Source organism: Acidiferrobacterales bacterium (assembly GCA_028820695.1).
In the GTDB taxonomy this organism is placed as follows: Bacteria; Pseudomonadota; Gammaproteobacteria; order Arenicellales; family JAJDZL01; genus JAJDZL01.
Map to the genome: position 1 here is coordinate 57,560 of JAPPIB010000050.1, position 16,505 is coordinate 74,064.

At 53.9% G+C, this 16,505-nt stretch carries 13 protein-coding genes; 7 read left to right on the forward strand and 6 right to left on the reverse strand.

Annotated elements, in window-relative coordinates; all coding sequences use genetic code 11:
• Positions 1-147: 147 nt before the first annotated feature.
• Together OXI60_08525 and OXI60_08530 are read right to left on the reverse strand one after the other, a co-directional pair.
• On the reverse strand, positions 148-1,143 hold the full coding sequence (locus OXI60_08525) for a hypothetical protein (GenBank protein MDE0309856.1): 996 nt from the start codon (positions 1,141-1,143) through the stop codon (positions 148-150).
• Positions 1,144-1,494: 351 nt separating this feature from the next.
• Positions 1,495-3,048, reverse strand: coding sequence for a 5'-nucleotidase C-terminal domain-containing protein (locus tag OXI60_08530; GenBank protein ID MDE0309857.1), 1,554 nt, complete (start codon positions 3,046-3,048; stop codon positions 1,495-1,497).
• Positions 3,049-3,422: 374 nt separating this feature from the next.
• Here OXI60_08530 and OXI60_08535 point away from each other — a divergent pair, with 374 nt between their 5' ends.
• A complete protein-coding gene (locus OXI60_08535) occupies positions 3,423-4,274 on the forward strand; it encodes a fumarylacetoacetate hydrolase family protein (GenBank protein ID MDE0309858.1) in 852 nt (283 codons plus the stop codon).
• A gap of 225 nt (positions 4,275-4,499) precedes the next feature.
• Here OXI60_08535 and OXI60_08540 read toward each other — a convergent pair whose 3' ends face one another.
• From OXI60_08540 to OXI60_08550, 3 genes are all read right to left on the reverse strand, one after another.
• Entirely contained in the window at positions 4,500-5,123 is a 624-nt protein-coding gene (locus tag OXI60_08540; protein ID MDE0309859.1) for a pyroglutamyl-peptidase I, read from the reverse strand.
• A 112-nt stretch (positions 5,124-5,235) separates the two neighbouring features.
• Positions 5,236-5,973, reverse strand: coding sequence for a pyridoxine 5'-phosphate synthase (locus OXI60_08545; GenBank protein MDE0309860.1), 738 nt, complete (start codon positions 5,971-5,973; stop codon positions 5,236-5,238).
• 38 nt (positions 5,974-6,011) lie between these two features.
• Complete coding sequence (locus OXI60_08550) at positions 6,012-7,010, reverse strand: TauD/TfdA family dioxygenase (GenBank protein MDE0309861.1); 999 nt, start codon at positions 7,008-7,010, stop codon at positions 6,012-6,014.
• A gap of 464 nt (positions 7,011-7,474) precedes the next feature.
• On the opposite strand from OXI60_08550, the gene OXI60_08555 reads away from it, so the two are divergent.
• Entirely contained in the window at positions 7,475-8,281 is an 807-nt protein-coding gene (locus tag OXI60_08555) for an SDR family oxidoreductase (GenBank protein MDE0309862.1), read from the forward strand.
• A 57-nt stretch (positions 8,282-8,338) separates the two neighbouring features.
• Here the strand turns inward: OXI60_08555 and OXI60_08560 are convergent, their stop codons facing one another.
• The gene (locus OXI60_08560; protein MDE0309863.1) at positions 8,339-9,949 is read right to left on the reverse strand and encodes an AMP-binding protein; all 1,611 of its coding nucleotides are present in this window, start codon (positions 9,947-9,949) and stop codon (positions 8,339-8,341) included.
• A 110-nt stretch (positions 9,950-10,059) separates the two neighbouring features.
• Between OXI60_08560 and OXI60_08565 the strand changes: the two genes are divergently transcribed.
• From OXI60_08565 to xdhC, 5 genes are read left to right on the forward strand one after another with little or no spacing between them, the layout of a single operon-like run.
• Positions 10,060-11,268, forward strand: a complete 1,209-nt coding sequence (locus OXI60_08565; GenBank protein ID MDE0309864.1) for a urate hydroxylase PuuD — start codon at positions 10,060-10,062, stop codon at positions 11,266-11,268.
• A 17-nt stretch (positions 11,269-11,285) separates the two neighbouring features.
• On the forward strand, positions 11,286-11,639 hold the full coding sequence (uraH, locus tag OXI60_08570; protein ID MDE0309865.1) for a hydroxyisourate hydrolase: 354 nt from the start codon (positions 11,286-11,288) through the stop codon (positions 11,637-11,639).
• Positions 11,639-13,099 (forward strand): xanthine dehydrogenase small subunit, encoded by a 1,461-nt coding sequence (gene xdhA / locus OXI60_08575; GenBank protein ID MDE0309866.1) that lies wholly within the window; start codon positions 11,639-11,641, stop codon positions 13,097-13,099. Before uraH ends, xdhA begins: the two co-directional genes overlap by 1 nt.
• Entirely contained in the window at positions 13,092-15,419 is a 2,328-nt protein-coding gene (gene xdhB / locus OXI60_08580) for a xanthine dehydrogenase molybdopterin binding subunit (protein MDE0309867.1), read from the forward strand. The genes xdhA and xdhB overlap by 8 nt, the downstream gene beginning before the upstream one ends.
• Positions 15,419-16,483 (forward strand): xanthine dehydrogenase accessory protein XdhC, encoded by a 1,065-nt coding sequence (xdhC, locus tag OXI60_08585; GenBank protein MDE0309868.1) that lies wholly within the window; start codon positions 15,419-15,421, stop codon positions 16,481-16,483. The genes xdhB and xdhC overlap by 1 nt, the downstream gene beginning before the upstream one ends.
• Positions 16,484-16,505: the final 22 nt, after the last annotated feature.

The window sequence follows — 16,505 nt, forward strand, 5'->3', positions numbered from 1 at the left end:
TCTCTTAACTCAAGACTGCTCAATGCCAATGCCATAACCTTATCGCTCCCACTCTTCTGAATCTAAAGATCTCGCAACCGCCCCATTGTCATCCTGGACAAGTCATCCGGCCAGTGCGGCACTGTTGAAATTGATGAATCGAGCCGCTTAGTCTGGGTCGTCCAGCGTGCTTTTGATCCTTTCCAGTTGGTCTTGGTCCAGGTCCGTAATCTCGCCAACGGTGCTACTGTCAAATCCCCTGCGAAGCAGTCGCTCCGCAATCGTGGTCCTGCTTTTGTCAATACCTTTCTGCAGAGCTTTCTGTTCTCTTAACTCAAGACTGCTCAATGCCAATGCCATAACCTTATCGCTCCCACTCTCCTGAATCTCAAGATCTTGCAACCACCCCATTGTAACCTCCTTATGATAGCGCTGCAAATAGTCATACGTCGGCCACCAGATTCGGGCAATGTCCCTCCCTTCCAACCGTCCGATCATCTCGACCATATTCGTCCCCACCGTCCGGTCCATCGCACCCGATACCGTACCCATCGCATACCAGCCCACCGCAGTCGACAGCCCCGGGGCTAATAACCGACTTTGTACCTGCGGATCTCGCAGGTTTACCACCAACGCATCGAAGTCCATCACATAACGGTCGTATTCGCGCCAAAACTCCCGATCCATCTGCTTGAGCCAATGGCGAAACTGAAACACACCGCCAAAACCAGGCACACTGCCATTGGTTACCACCACGTTGATGACCGGCGTGTTGTCGCCTTGATACAGACCGCCCTGGTACCGTACCAGTTGCTCGCCAAGCGAGTTTCGATCAATCCTGCTCTTGTGCTCAAACAAGAATCTGGCAATGATCTCGCGTTCTGATCCGCCCCGGTCACTGAGCGGTACGGTCATGACCGCATCGGCATGTCCCAGCGAACCATCGGCCAATCCCATCGCAGTAGGCACAAGTTCCGACCGGTCCGCATCAATAATCCGGAACTTCTCGTCATTGAGCGCAAGCCTCAATGCGTCACGCCGGAAACTGCGACTCTCACACAGTTTCACAAACAGCCAGTTGTGGGTGAATTTGACCTTGTTCCCTTTTTGCTTGTCTACGATGATTTGCTCCTCCAAAGGTGATTCTCGTATCCTGCCAACCAATGCTTTCCAGACAACAGACTGCTGGCCCGACCCAGGCGAAACCGTCTGGCATGAATCGGACTAAGACAATTCATCGTGGGAATGTCCCCTGAATCGTAAATCCGTACTGTGGCAGGACGCGCAACGCACCCAATACCATCAAAACTGGAAAGGATATATGTCTAGATGAGGTGCAACCCTGCAATCGGATTGCGCAATTTCGCGGACGGCAACTGTTGCGCCGTCGGCCTTAGACGAGAAGATACGCTGGCCGCCGGCAAACTGCCGCTCGTGTTCAAGTATATCAAATACCCAAAGACATTCTTTGCCCGCGTTCAACGCATGTGTACGCTGGCTCGAAATTGGGACAAGTCAATCTTCGACCTTGATGCGTCCATCCGTGACAGGGGCAACCGTGCCAGTTGCGATGATATAGTCGATCAGCACTTCGGTCAGCAAGGGACCGGACACGGCATCAAGCACCACCTGACTATCGGCAAACACGTCATAACTGTTACCGCCCCCTGCCAGGAAATCATTTGTTGCGAGTGTGTAGAACTTCTCGTCCTCAAGCGGCGTACCGCCTACTGAAACGCTGCTGACACGCGAACCAGCCGACATACGCGGGTTGAAGCGGAATGTCAGCCCGGAGACTTGGGGAAAGCGACCCGAGCCTTCCCCTACCTGACTGACACCGATCTCAAGTGCCTCTCGAACCTGGGCACCGGTGAGACGAAGCACCACGATAGTGTCATCGTAAGGCAATTCGGTGAGTACCATCTTTCGCGTGATTTGGGTTCCGGATGGATACACCGTGTTGCCGCGTATTGAGCCACTGTTTGTGAGGGCCATGTCCGCTCCCGTCGCGAGTCGAATGCTATCTGCGATCATATTTCCAAATGCGATATCCGTCACAAGATTCGCCGACCGTCGGGTATCGATTTCCGTGGCCGTCTCGCCGATCCGTACATTCAGGTTTTCGTCAAGTTGAGCCTGATAGGCACTGACCATGTCTGCCAGTCGTGCGGTCTGATCAGCGTTGCGGGTGGAACGCAGACGGAAGCTCGGGTACCAGACCACCCGTTGCTCGCCGAGGTCGTTGGTGAGGCGTTCGATCTGCAAGGACAAAATACCGATATGACGGCCTTGGGATCCGGCTTTCATTATGACTTGTTGTCCATCATGGAGAGCGATGAGCAGGTGGTCGTGTCCACCGAGCACAATGTCAATATTCTTTACGTCCCGCAGCAGTTCCCGATCGTATTTCAGTTCTTGATGGGTCAGTGCGACAACGATGTCTGCGCCGGCATCCCTGAGTGCCTGAGCATGGAAAGCGCCTGATTCAATTACTGGCCTGAAGGATGTATCGGGGCCGGGAGATGAGATGACAGACGTCCGCGGTGTGACCAAACCAACAAAGCCGATCTGAAACCCATCCAGTTCCACTATCCATCGGTCCGCAGTGCCCGGCAAGCGCCCACCTTTGTGGGTCACATTGCTTGCCAACCAAATGGAATTGGACTCAGCGATTCGTTCCTGTAGCACTTCGGGACCGAAGTCGAACTCATGGTTACCAACGACTGCCACATCAAAGCCTATGGCATCGGCGAGCGCAATCATGTGGGCGCCTTGATCAATCCCTGAGAATACAGATGGCGACACCAAGTCACCGCCGAAAGTAACCAATGCTTTGCCACCTTTGGCTTCAGCACGGTTCCGCTCTTCGGTAATGACAGTAGCGATCTTTGCGGCACCGCCTGCTCCATCGGTTTCCGCCATCTGATCCCAATCGTTCACATGCAAAAAGGTGAGCGTGAGCGGCGCGGCGGCAGACGCTGTCACCATACTCACTGCAATCGCAGTCAGTACGGCGAGCGTCAGGTTCTTCAGGGAGCCGGGTAGGGCGATCGACGGAGAGAGATTCATATATGGATTCGGGGTGACTGTGAACTTCAATCGGGTTGACCAGATTGCAATCTGATGACGAACCCCTTCACGCAGTGGATTTAGGCATGACATAAGTCGGATCGAAATGTTATGTAGTTGAATTTATTATAGTTCACGAACCCCGCTGAATGCGGGTTGCGCCATCACCGAAATGACGGTTCGAAAAGCAACTTAAAACCATTGCCTTGATGTTCTGAATATACAAGGCCATTCCTTTTTCATCGGTTTGATATGCGAATCAGGATGGAAGCAGTTTGCTTCGATGTCTCGTACAATAGGCAACAACTGAGGGTTGTCAATTGCGATCAATCAATATTATCTGACGAAAAATTTACGAGCGGAGACAGAATCAAATGAAGTTGGCGCGTTACGGAGTGCATGGAGAAGAAAGACCGGCAGTTTTGGACTCCGATGGGACATTGCGTGATCTATCCGGTCATATCCCCGACATCGGACCAGAAACTCTGGCACCTGTCAGTCTGGCTGAACTTGCAGCTTTGGATACGAACTCGCTTCCGGTCGTGCCGAGCTTCCACAGACTCGGACCACCTGTCAGCAACATCGGCAAGTTGGTGTGTATCGGACTCAACTACCGATTGCACGCTCAGGAAGCAGGTCTTGCTATCCCCGAAGAGCCGATTATCTTCATGAAGGCCACCACTTCACTTTGCGGACCGAATGACAATGTTATGCTCCCCAGAGACAGTGTCAAGTCGGATTGGGAAGTTGAACTGACAGCAGTGATCGGAACCCGCGCCAGTTATGTTGAGGAAGCTGATGCACTTGACCATGTTGCCGGTTATTGCATCGCGAACGATGTATCGGAAAGGGCGTTCCAGATTGAAGGCACAGGGCAGTGGGTGAAAGGGAAGAGCGCCGATACATTCTGTCCCGTGGGTCCATATCTTGTGACGCGTGACGAGATCACTGACCCGCAGCAACTCGGGTTGTGGCTGGAAGTCGACAGCAAGCGATATCAGGATGGCTCAACCGACGACATGATTTTCAGCGTGAGCCATCTGGTCAGTTATGTAAGTCGGTACATGACGCTGATGCCAGGCGACCTACTGCTTACAGGAACCCCTTCCGGGGTTGGTTTTGGTCTGAAGCCTCCCGTGTATCTGAGAGCCGGGAATACCATGAGGCTTGGTATTGAAGGATTGGGTGAACAGGTACAGAACGTTGTTGCATTTGAACAAAATTGATAAGAATGGGGTGCTTGTCTTGAACTCCTGCAAGGGAGAATCTTGGGCGGTCAGATGTAGGCGAACTGCGTACCTGACCACAATGACGAACCCGGAAGGCAAGGGATTGGGAGGTTGAAAAGCCTGCGGTATTCAACCACTCAGCATCATAACGAAAGCTCATCTGTCCCCGGAATTCTCGCCACAAGAAACCGAAATTACCACCTCACCGTTATTGCGGACGGGTCAATTGATTTGCGCAATGCATTGCGCGAGCATGAGTATGCCATTTGCTGCACTCGAGACTGTCAGGATCCGACTTTGGTTCAGCGCATGATCGCCGCTCACCAGGTCGGGAACGTGTACAAACAAGCAGATACAGTCAACCGAAAAAGTCGCGACATGATGGCAAGCCCGGTAGTAGCAGTGATTGCACACGAATCCTCCGGCATCATTCGATACTCTTGAGGGTATGCCTTGTTCTGTCAGGGCATTGGCGTACTCATCCAGTGGAAGGTCTATGGAGTATCGATCAGGTCCTTCTTCAACGATACGATGGTTTTTCCTGACAGTTTCGTGATTGTCGCAAGATTCCGAACAGTCAAGATTCCGTGCGACCCGTTCCAACTGCAACTCCTTTGCCGTGTTGGAAACTCCGGTCATGATAAAAATTGCCGGATTGGTCGAATCAATCGCCTTGCAAACCGTTGCCGATGCAGTCTCGTAGACGACTGGAAGAATACGGGCTTGCAGACGGAATCCGTGCTTTTCAGCTGTCATATTCCGCAATTCACGAACAACAAGTTCAGAGGAGTTTGTTTCGACCCCGCGAAAAGGTCCGAAACCGGTGATCAGCAGATTCGCCAACATCCTGCCGCTTCAGCTGAATACCACAAATTGGCGACAGTGCAGAACCGGTTGCGAGTCTGCCCGGATGCCGTTGGCAGCGACGTGTCGCGGGGTACGCCTGTGAAATCTTCGATCAGTTGTTGCAGGACTCAATGATCGATACATAGGATCGCAGGGTCGGCTCGAAGCCCTCAAGCAAGGACTCAACTGTCAGCGCATGTCCGATTGACACCTCAAGTACATTCGGAATGGTTAGAAATCTCGCGAGATTTCTCTGATTCAGATCGTGACCGGCGTTGACTCCGAGCCCTGCATTCTGAGCAGCGTCGGCGGTTTGTCGGTATCTGTCCAGAACATCAGCGTTGTCATCACTATCGTAAGTTCTCGCATATTCTTCGGTATAGAGTTCAATTCTGTCAGCACCGGTCTGCGCAGCAGAATCAATCAGTCCCACATCGGGGTCCAGAAAGATGCTCGTACGGACTCCGTGATGCTTGAGTTCCGATATGACCGGGCGCAAAAAGTGAATTTCCGCCAGCGTATTCCAGCCATGATCCGAGGTGATCTGGTCGGGCGCATCTGGCACCAGAGTGCATTGGTCCGGTCTGGCGGACCTGACCACCTCGAGAAAATCAGCTGTCGGATAACCCTCCACATTGAACTCAACCCCGGGATACTGACTGCAAAACTCGGCGAGGTCTTTAACATCTTCATAAGTTGCGTGACGTTGATCCGGACGCGGATGGACGGTGAGGCCGTCCGCGCCGTTCGCTGCGCACAGCTGCGCGAAGTCCAGCACTTTAGGGAAATTCATCCCGCGCGCGTTTCTAAGTAAAGCAATTTTGTTCAGATTGATACTGAGTTTGGTCATCTTGTCGCAGGTTCCCCACCCGCATCATTTCAAAATCGTCAACCGTCGTAGGAGGTAAGCCCCAGGTCGCGATGCCATGATCGAACCAGATGCCGCTTTTGGGAGGGGTCTGGATGATCTACGATTTCGCTGCGGTAGTGTGCGATATCGATGTTGTTGATGTATTGCAGATGCCCCCGTTCGATCGGCAACTCAAACCACAGGCCGGACTCTTCAGATACTTCCTTCAGTGCGTGAACGGCATCTGATGTCTCAGCATCCATCTCGAATCCCGCCACGTCATAGCCCTTCCTGATCAGACTTGGATTGGCCCGTGTCCACAGTCGGTTGTTTTCGAACCGGAAAACCGGAGCTCGTACGACTATTGGCTCACCCTGGGCGTGTTCCGCCTGTCTGTCCCACAGAACAGGTTGGTACAGGCGCTTCAGTTCGGCCGGATATCTGCTCAGCATCTGGTTGTGAATCGAATACAGACTGCAGAACCGACTCAGTCCGCCCTCAACCGAAGGACGGATGCACATCAGTCCGACGTAGTGGGGAAGTGCGATACCAAAAGCATTGTCATTGTGGAAAAGAAGTTCAACCTTTGTGTATGAGCCGCGTACGCCATACCCGTACTCGACGCCTGTATCGCGGACGTGATAGATCATGGTCCCATCCCATTTCTGGGCGACATGACGTCCGACCTTCTGGCCGACGATCCAGAAGACGTCGATTGCCTGCTCAATCGACAGGTCATCAAGCGGAAATGAATCGATCACCGCGACACCGGGCGGACTATCCAACCTCTCCCGAATTTCCGTCATCAGTTCAACAGTTTTGGGAATTTCAAACTGATCAGGGCGCCTTAGCAGTGTTGGCAGCGGATTTGCGTCGATCACCTCTGCGGCTTTCAGGATTTCCCGTCTGACTTCGTCGCTGACCGGAACAACACAGCTGAGCGGATCGATCTCACTATTGGTCCAGGCAAAACCGTCGTCAACCAGACACTCAAGTTGTCCGCTACTTTGTTCGTGCGAAAGATCAAGAATATTCATCAATCATCATCAGACAATAAAATCAATAACATGTAGGATATATGACATTATCTTATTGCGAAAACTGTTCCATCATCCGCCAAACTTCAACCCATCCCTACTTTCGCCAATTTTACTTTCATCGACTTGGACTTGCCCAATATTTTGTCTGAATCTGGTAAAATCACAGCACTCTTGTGAACATCACTGCAGGTTATGAAATGCATTATCTACTGGGAATTGCTGCGATTGTATGTTGCGCCATATTGTCGACTTTCACCATCTTCTTGGACTTTCCACTGAACAATGTCGCACTGTGGGGGATTGTTGTTTCTGTCATCTATATGGTCATGAAATCAATGCGCCTCGATCAATCCATCTGATACCTCGAATTCGACGACCAGACCCGGTCAGACAGGCGACACTTCCACACCTTTCGTTTCTCCTCACTGACCAGACAGGTTTTCCTGTGGGCATCTGAAAAAATGAAAGCCAACGGTTTTGACTTTACGAACAAGACAGTCATTGTCGTTGGGGGAACAAGTGGAATCAATCTTGGCGTTGCAGGAAACTTCGCGGATGCCGGTGCCAATGTCGGCGTGATCGGGCGGTCGCAGGACAAAATTGACGCTGCGGTTCAACACTTGACGCAGGCAGGGGTCCTGGCATATGGATTCAGTGCCGATGTAAGGGACTACGCAAAGGTAACAGAGGCATTCGAGACGTTCCACAAGAAATTCGGAGAAATTTCTGTTCTGATATCGGGGGCTGCCGGAAATTTTCCCGCCCGTGCGACAGACATGTCCGCAAACGGGTTCGCTGCAGTGATGAATATTGATCTTCTGGGCAGTTATCACGTGCTGCGAGCGGCTTATCCCTACCTTGTCAAACCGGGCGCTTCGGTCATCAACATATCCGCTCCTCAGTCTTTCGTCCCGATGATTCTCCAGTCTCATGTCTGTGCCGCCAAGGCCGGCGTCGATATGCTGACCAGAACCCTGGCGATGGAATGGGGCGGTGAAGGCATCCGCGTCAACTCGATTGTGCCGGGTCCGATCCAGGATACCGAAGGCATGAGGAGACTGGCGCCCACCGCGCAGATTCTGGATGACGTGAGCGAGTCCGTACCCCTCAAGCGACTTGGAAGCACTGACGATATCGGCCAGGCTGCCATGTTCCTGTCATCAACGCTGGCCGACTACATCACCGGTGCGATCCTGCCGGTCGATGGTGGCTGGTCCCTGTCCGGTGTATCCAGCCTGATGGAAAAGTTGGAAAACGAATCCAACTGACCGATAAGGCGCAACACCGAAACCGACAATTGGGGTTTGCTGCCGCCTGTGGTGTCGCTATTGGGTATTGAACGCTGATTGATATCGAAGCCGCAGGCGCTTCTTTTCGACCTTGCCCATTGCGTTTCTGGGAAGTTCATCAACAAACTCGATTGTTTTCGGGATCTTGAATGAAGAGAGCCGGTCCCTGATCGCCGCGACAATGTCATCGGCGGTGATGACGGCGTTCATCTCTTTCACCACAGTCGCAAAAACCGCCTCACCCAGATCCGGATGCGGAACTGCGAACACGGCTGAATCCACAACGCCGGCAATCCGGTTCAGTTGCATTTCCACTTCTTTAGGATAGATGTTGAAACCTGCTGAAATGATCAGATCACTTTCCCTGCCGACAATCGACAGGTAACCATTTTCGTCAATCGTGCCGAGGTCGCCTGTAACGAAGTACCCGTCCTCTCGAAAAACCCGTTCAGTCGCGGCTGGATTGCGCCAGTAACCACGGAACACATTCGGCCCGCTGACTTCCACCATGCCGACTTCACCGTGATCGAGCGGCTCGCCCGAGTCATCGCAGATTCGCAACCTGACACCCGGAAGCGCCAGACCCACAGTACCGATCCGCCGTTCACCCAGTATCGGATTGGACGAAATCATCTGGCCTTCTGACATTCCATACCTCTCAATGATCCGGTGACCGGTTCGTCGTTCGAATTCGTGTGCGGTCTCCGGCAACAACGGCGCGGACCCAGAAACAAAGATACGGATGTCCTGACACAGCTCCCCCGTCAGCCTGTCATCCGAGAGCAGACGCCCATAGACTGTGGGTACCGCCATCAGAACCGAGGCGCAGGGAATCAACCTCATGGTTTCGTTGACAGAGAATCTGTTCCGAAACAATATTTTCGAGCCACCCATAATTGGACAGTGAAGTGCAGGGCACAGTCCGTGGACGTGAAACACAGGCAACACATGCAAAAGGACATCCTGTGCAGTCCAGTGCCAGAACTCCATGAGTGCCAGAAGGTTGGATTGAAGATTTCGGTGCGTGACCATGGCACCTTTCGGCCTGCCGGTCGTGCCGGAGGTGTAAATCAGCAAGGCTGCATCATCGCCCGAACGTTCCGCAACTGCGAATTCATCGGATTGATCCAACACCTGATCCCACAAGGAACCACTGCCATCCACATCCAGCGTTTCAACGTGTTGTATGTCGAACCGCTTGGCGAGCAGCCGAACGTTGTCGGCGATTCCGGGTCGGCAGACGACAAGAGATGGTTGTGCATCGTCAAAGAAATGTTCAAGTTCGTGCAGGGTGTATGCAGTGTTCAGCGGATGGAATATCAGTCCTGATCTCAGACACGCTAGATATAAAATAACCACCTGTGCTGACTTTTCCACTTGTACGGTTACCCGGTCCCCGGATTTCAGACCCAATGCCGCCAGTCGGTTGGCAACTCGGGCGCAAGTCCGATCAGCTTCGCCATACGTGATCGATGGTTGATCTTCCAACTCAAGAAAGATGCGATCGGCTGATGCCCGGATCTGTTCGTGAAGCGTGGAGAAGAAGTTGGACATGATGATGTTAAGATATTGAAGGTAGTTGGATTTGATGAACTGCCGGCCGGGCAGTCGGTATGGGTATCGTCCGCGGCGGTGTGTTGAACGCATTCATTGTATTGAATAATCCGTGACTTTCAACCGGCAATGGAACCGCACCCGACAATGCCGAACGACATTGGCGGCTGATCGCCGTTTGATCTGAACTGGAAACGAGGGTGATGACAGGAAATTTTTTCGCAGAATGGATTGAACTGGCCCTGCGCTGGACCCATCTGACAGTTGGAATCGCGTGGATCGGCGCGTCCTTCTATTTCAACTGGCTCGAGAATCGTCTTGAGCGAGATCGTGCCGAAGCCGCCGGGATCGAAGGTGATCTATGGGCGATCCACGGTGGCGGGTTCTATCACGTCCAGAAATACGCAGTGGCACCTGAGCATCTGCCGCCTCAACTTCACTGGTTCAAGTGGGAGGCATACTTCACCTGGTTTACCGGTCTCGCGTTATTGGCATGGATCTTTTATCTGGATGCAAGCCTGTTCCTGCTGGATCCGACCTTGAATGACCTATCGCCGATACAGGGGACTGTGATCGGAGTGCTGACCCTGGTGGGATCGTGGGTGGTCTACGACGGCATGTGTCGATCGTTTCTTCGAGACCGACCGCGATGGCTTGGCGCACTGATATTCATTTGGTTTGCCGTGCTTGCGTTTGTACTGTGCCAGTTGTTCAGTGGCCGCGGGGCCTATATTCACGTCGGGGCGGCGATTGGCACCGTGATGGTGCTGAACGTCATGGTCGTGATCATTCCATCGCAGAAGTCACTGGTCAATGCCATGAAAACCGCTGCCGAGCGGGACGCCGCGCTTGGACAGGCCGCGTTGACTCGATCAAGACACAACAATTACCTGACTCTCCCCGTACTGTTCATGATGATTGCGAGTCACTACCCGTCCACGTTCGGCAGCTCGTGGAATTGGCTCATACTGATCGCACTGGGCGTTGTCGGAATACTGATCCGTCACTTTTTCAACATACGGCATCTCGCCGGGATGAAGTGGTGGCTGCCGGCCAGCGCCTGCGCGCTGTTCATCCTGATTGCGGCGCTCTCAATTCCCAAGTCGATGCAAAACCCGAATGAGTTAAAATCTGTGACCATGGACACCATACGCGGAATCATTCATGAGCGTTGTACGGTCTGTCACTCTGCCACGCCGGTGCAACCTGGATTCGCCGCTGCGCCCGGGGGTGTTGTCTTGGATTCGGACAGTCAGATTGAGACCATGGCAGCGCGCATTTACTCTTCCGCCGTTGCCACCCGCTCCATGCCGATCGGCAACGTATCGGCAATATCCGAAGAGGAGCGTCAGATGATCGCTGCCTGGTATACACAGACGATTCGATCAGGGCAATCACAACCGAGTCAATAGTCGGAGATGCAAACCGGATGGGAAAACTGACAACACACGTTTTAGACCTGGTGCGTGGAACGCCGGGAAAGGGAATTCGTATTGATCTTTATCGCGTCGACGGTGAGACAAGGGAGCACCTCGCATCCCGGGTCACCAACGACGACGGACGGGTGGACTCGCCCTTGCTGGAAGCCGGAGCGCTGACTGCAGGAACCTACGAAAGTGTATTTCAGGCTGGGGAATATCTGCGGGCAAAACAACCGGACTACCAGAATCGGGAATTTCTGGATGAGATTGTGATTCGATTCTGTGTCGCCGATGCGAATCAGCACTACCACGTTCCATTGTTGCTGTCCAACTTCGGATATTCAACCTATCGGGGCAGCTGATGCAGTCAGTCAACTCGATTCGGTTTCTTCTCGGAGACCAGCCCCGGACATTGTCCGATCCTCCGCCGACCATGACCGTATTGGATTTTCTGCGCAAGACAGAAAATATGACGGGTACCAAGGAAGGTTGCGCAGAAGGCGACTGTGGTGCCTGTACCGTGGTCGTGGGTCGGGTACAGAACGGCCGGATGCACTATCGTGCGGTCAATTCATGCATCATGTTCGTGCCATTCCTTAACGGACAGCAGCTGATCACCGTTGAGCATCTGAAAACAGCCGACGGACAGTTGCATGCGGTTCAGCGGGCGATGGTCGAGGAGCATGGCTCGCAGTGCGGTTTCTGTACGCCCGGGTTCATCATGTCGATGTTTGCCATGTATCACAATCGGTGCCCGACCGACAGGCAATCGATTGACAACGCACTTGCGGGAAACCTTTGCCGGTGTACCGGATACGCTCCGATCGTCCGGGCTTGCCGCAAAGCCCTGAAGTCGGTGACTGACGATCAATTCGATCAGTGCGAGCGCGAGACTGTCGGCAGAATTTCGAAACTCGATGCCGGCGCACCTGTCGAAGTCAGGGCCAATGGCCAGAAGTACTTCGCGCCCACCACGACCGACGAATTGGCGCAAATCCTCAAACTTCATCCAGAAAGTCGCATGGTGGCTGGCGCGACCGATGTGGGTCTTTGGGTCACCAAGCAGAGGCAACACCTTGAAACTGTGGTCTACACCGGTGCAGTTGAGTCGCTGACCCGAATCGACATCGATGACGGTTACATACGTATTGGCGCGGCGGTGACGATCGCTGACGCGATGGCTGTGCTTGCCGAGCGCTACAACAGCCTTGATGAGCTTTTTGTTCGCTATGGATCCGAACAGATTCGCAATCTTGCCACACTGGGAGGCAACGTTGCCAATGGCTCACCGATCGGTGACAGTTTGCCGGCATTGGTGGCGTTGGATGCACGTTTGCTCATTTCCTCGAAACAGGAATCCCGAACGGTTGCCGCCGAAAACTTTTTCATCGACTACGGCAGACAGGATCTTGCACCAGGTGAGTATCTCGAACGAATTGATGTGCCGTTGCCGCGGGAGCATCAGACTTTTCGCATCTTCAAGATCTCAAAACGCTTCCATCAGGACATTTCTGCGGTCTGCGGTGCGTTCTCGGTGACCATGCGGGATAAGCAGGTGCAGACCGCCAGGGTCTGTTATGGGGGCATGGCGGCGACGCCGTTGAGAGCCGCCAACTGCGAGCAAGCACTGGTCGGAAATGTACTGGACGCGGCGGGTGTCGCACAGGCTCGCGAGGCACTTGATCTGGATTTCAGTCCGATTACCGATTTCAGGGGAAGTTCCCGCTACCGAACGACTGTCGCGACCGCCTTGCTGGAACGATTCGCTGATGAGTTGCGAAGTGGTGAGCCGATCAGCGTGTGGCAGGTGCAGCATGCTTGATTATGTTCCGGACAAGAATCTGACACGAACTGTCCGCCACCCGGTGGCACACGACAGTGCGGTTCGTCATGTGACCGGCGAGGCCTGTTACGTTGACGATGTGCCAGAACCGCGCGATCTGCTTCATGTCTGGGCAGCGTTGAGCCCACATGCCAGTGCGCGCATCATTTCCGCCGATCTTCGAGCTGTCTCACAGTCGCCCGGTGTGGTCGGGGTGTTTGATGCGGAATCGATTCCGGGCGTCAATGAATGCAGTCCCACCGTCGGCGGCGATCCTGTTTTCGCACAATCGCGTGTTGACTTCGCAGGTCAGGTCCTGTTTGCGGTAGCTGCGCAGTCCGAACAGCAGGCGCGGGACGCGTGCCGACAGGCGCATTTCGAATATGAACTTGAAGAACCTGTGCTGACTGTCAAGCAGGCACTTGACCGGGAGAGTTACGTGTTGCCAGCCTCGACCATCCAAAAAGGTGATCCGCAGACTGCGATCGACGGCGCGGCCAACCGGATCAGCGGGCTATTCGAATGCGGAGGGCAGGATCATTTCTATCTTGAGGGACAGGCCGCGATGGCGATTCCGCGCGAGGGAGGAGATTTTCTGATTCATTCTTCGACCCAGCATCCGTCTGAGGTCCAGCATCTGGTTGCAAAGGTCCTGGACATACCGTTCAATGCTGTTCAGGTGGAGGTCCGTCGCATGGGCGGCGCATTCGGCGGCAAGGAGTCACAGGCTGCGCAGTGGGCCTGTATCGCAGCGATTGTAGCCAAGTCGACGGGCAGACCCGCGAAAATGAGGTTGGATCGCGACACTGACATGCTGGCAACCGGCAAGCGGCACGATTTCAGATACGAGTACGAAGTGGGATTTGATGAGAAGGGACGCATTCAGGGTCTCAAGGTTGACATGGCATCGAGATGCGGTTACTCGGCAGATCTGTCAGGCCCCATCAACGACCGCGCACTGCTGCACCTCGACAATGCCTACTACCTGGATAATGTCATAGCGACAACCCGTCTTTGCCGGACCAATACAGTATCGAATACGGCTTTCAGGGGGTTTGGCGGGCCGCAGGGGATGCTGTGTATCGAACGGATCATCGATGAGATTGCCTGCCATCTGAACAAGGATCCGTTGCAGGTACGACGATTGAATTTCTACCGCAGACGGACCCGAAACATCACACCGTACGGAATGCGGATGACCGGTTTCGAAATACGGTCATTGGTGTCTGAGTTGGTTGAGGATTCGAATTATCACGCCCGCCGAATCGCCATTCGACGGGCCAACCGCGCCGGCGCGAGAATCTGTCACGGAATTGCGCTGACGCCGGTCAAGTTTGGGATATCGTTCACCGCGACACACTTCAACCAGGCGCATGCACTGGTTCACGTATATACCGATGGAAGCATTCATCTGAATCATGGCGGGACTGAAATGGGACAGGGACTGTTCATCAAGGTCGCCCAGGTGGTGGCCGAGGAGTTCAGTGTTCCCCTGAGTACAGTGAAAATAGCCGAAACCAATACTTCGAGGGTACCGAATACGTCCGCCACTGCGGCTTCATCCGGTTCGGACGTCAATGGAAAGGCGGCGCAGGATGCCGCCCGGAAAATAAAAGATCGCCTGTGTGAGGTTGCCGCAAGGCTATGGAACACCAAGCCTGCTGCTGTACAGTTCACACGCGGGCAGGTGGTGGCCGGCCGAGACTCCGCTTCGTTCGCTGAAGTCGTCCGGCTGGCGCACGCGTCCCGGGTGCCGCTTTCAGCGACCGGACACTACAGGACGCCGAAGATCAACTGGGACCGGACCAAGATGCAGGGGCGGCCATTTTTTTACTTCGGAACCGGAGCGGCGGTCAGCGAGGTTGCGGTGGACCGGCTGACAGGTGAGTATCGATTGAGTCGGGTCGACATCCTGCACGACGTAGGCCAGTCGCTGAATCCTGCCGTGGACCTGGGACAGATTGAAGGTGGATTCGTGCAGGGTGCCGGCTGGCTGACCAGTGAGGAGTTGTGGTGGGACGACAGCGGCAATCTCAAGACTCATGCACCTTCGACCTATAAGATTCCGACCGCCGGAGACGTTCCCGAGCAGTTCAATGTTCGAATTTGGACGCGTGGTCGAAACCAAGAGAATACAATCTATCGTTCAAAAGCTGTGGGTGAACCGCCGTTGATGCTTGCGATCTCAGTTTACAGTGCGATCTGTGATGCGATTTCAAGTCTTTCCGGATATAAGGTTTGGCCGCATCTGGATGCGCCTGCCACACCCGAGCGGGTGATCGAGGCGATAAGCAATATTCAGGCTGGTAGGAGTGGATAATGAGTTGGACGCGCGAATTTGTTTCGCTTGCGCAGCGCACAGAGCCATTTGTTGCTGTCACTGTAATTGAGGTGATTGGCTCCGCCCCGCGTGAGATTGGCGCGCGGATGCTGGTGACCGACTCCGGCGAATACGAGAGTATCGGCGGTGGCAATCTTGAATACAACGCGATCCGCAGGGCGCGGGAAATCCTTCAGTGCACTTCCGATTCCCTGCGCGAAACGAAAATGTTCGGTTTGGGTGTTGAGATGCATCAGTGCTGTGGTGGTGCCGTGCGCTTGCTGTTCGAAAAGCCATCACCTGAAGAAGTCGCAAGTTGCGCGCGTGAATTTGAAAGCCAGAACAGCCGGACGATCAAGTATCTCGTAACTCCGCTTCATGACGAAACCCCATCCATCGTTCTGAATAACAAGTCCGACTACGATCAGGTACCTGAACTTTTTGGACATGCGACAGACAGTCTCCTTCGGGCAGCGGTTCCAAACGCGTGTGTGGTGGGTGACGGCATCTCCGAATGGCTGGTGACCCGATTGGATGATCTGCCGACAAATGTGGTAGTTTTTGGAGCCGGGCACGTCGGCAAGGCACTGATCAGGTTGCTTGGCGATCTGCCGTTTCGGATCGAGTGGGTGGACCAACGGTCCGATATGTTTCCGCTAACGGTTCCGGATAATGTTGCAGTAATTGATCAGGTTGACCTCAAGGAAATCTTGATGAACCAGGAGCCCGGGACGTTCTACGCTGTGATGACACACAGTCACGGACTTGATTACGAAATCTGTCTTGAAATCTTGAAACAGCGGGATTTTGGATGGCTGGGACTGATTGGGTCCAGTACCAAGCGCAGAAGATTTGACAAGAGATTTGTTGCCGACGGCATCGACCCCTTTACGCTCAGACGCCTCGAATGCCCCATCGGTGTTGCAGCCATCAAGGGCAAGCATCCGGCTGTCATTGCGATGTCAACAGCCGCCAAATTACTTGAGGAGCGTCAGCGCGTTCTGGATGTGGAGTTTTCCGATCGGACCGCCTCGCCCCGAAATCTGGATTCCACAGCATCCTGAATCCACTCCCGCCCCCAGCTTA

Excerpts from the sequence above, each read along its gene's own strand:
- OXI60_08530 (MDE0309857.1), bottom strand. The coding sequence starts at position 3,048 with ATGAATCTCTCTCCGTCGATCGCCCTACCCGGCTCCCTGAAGAACCTG.
- OXI60_08535 (MDE0309858.1), top strand. The coding sequence starts at position 3,423 with ATGAAGTTGGCGCGTTACGGAGTGCATGGAGAAGAAAGACCGGCAGTT.
- OXI60_08540 (MDE0309859.1), bottom strand. The coding sequence starts at position 5,123 with ATGTTGGCGAATCTGCTGATCACCGGTTTCGGACCTTTTCGCGGGGTC.
- OXI60_08545 (MDE0309860.1), bottom strand. The coding sequence starts at position 5,973 with ATGACCAAACTCAGTATCAATCTGAACAAAATTGCTTTACTTAGAAAC.
- OXI60_08550 (MDE0309861.1), bottom strand. The coding sequence starts at position 7,010 with ATGAATATTCTTGATCTTTCGCACGAACAAAGTAGCGGACAACTTGAG.
- OXI60_08555 (MDE0309862.1), top strand. The coding sequence starts at position 7,475 with ATGAAAGCCAACGGTTTTGACTTTACGAACAAGACAGTCATTGTCGTT.
- OXI60_08560 (MDE0309863.1), bottom strand. The coding sequence starts at position 9,949 with ATGCGTTCAACACACCGCCGCGGACGATACCCATACCGACTGCCCGGC.
- OXI60_08565 (MDE0309864.1), top strand. The coding sequence starts at position 10,060 with ATGACAGGAAATTTTTTCGCAGAATGGATTGAACTGGCCCTGCGCTGG.
- uraH (MDE0309865.1), top strand. The coding sequence starts at position 11,286 with ATGGGAAAACTGACAACACACGTTTTAGACCTGGTGCGTGGAACGCCG.
- xdhA (MDE0309866.1), top strand. The coding sequence starts at position 11,639 with ATGCAGTCAGTCAACTCGATTCGGTTTCTTCTCGGAGACCAGCCCCGG.
- xdhB (MDE0309867.1), top strand. The coding sequence starts at position 13,092 with ATGCTTGATTATGTTCCGGACAAGAATCTGACACGAACTGTCCGCCAC.
- xdhC (MDE0309868.1), top strand. The coding sequence starts at position 15,419 with ATGAGTTGGACGCGCGAATTTGTTTCGCTTGCGCAGCGCACAGAGCCA.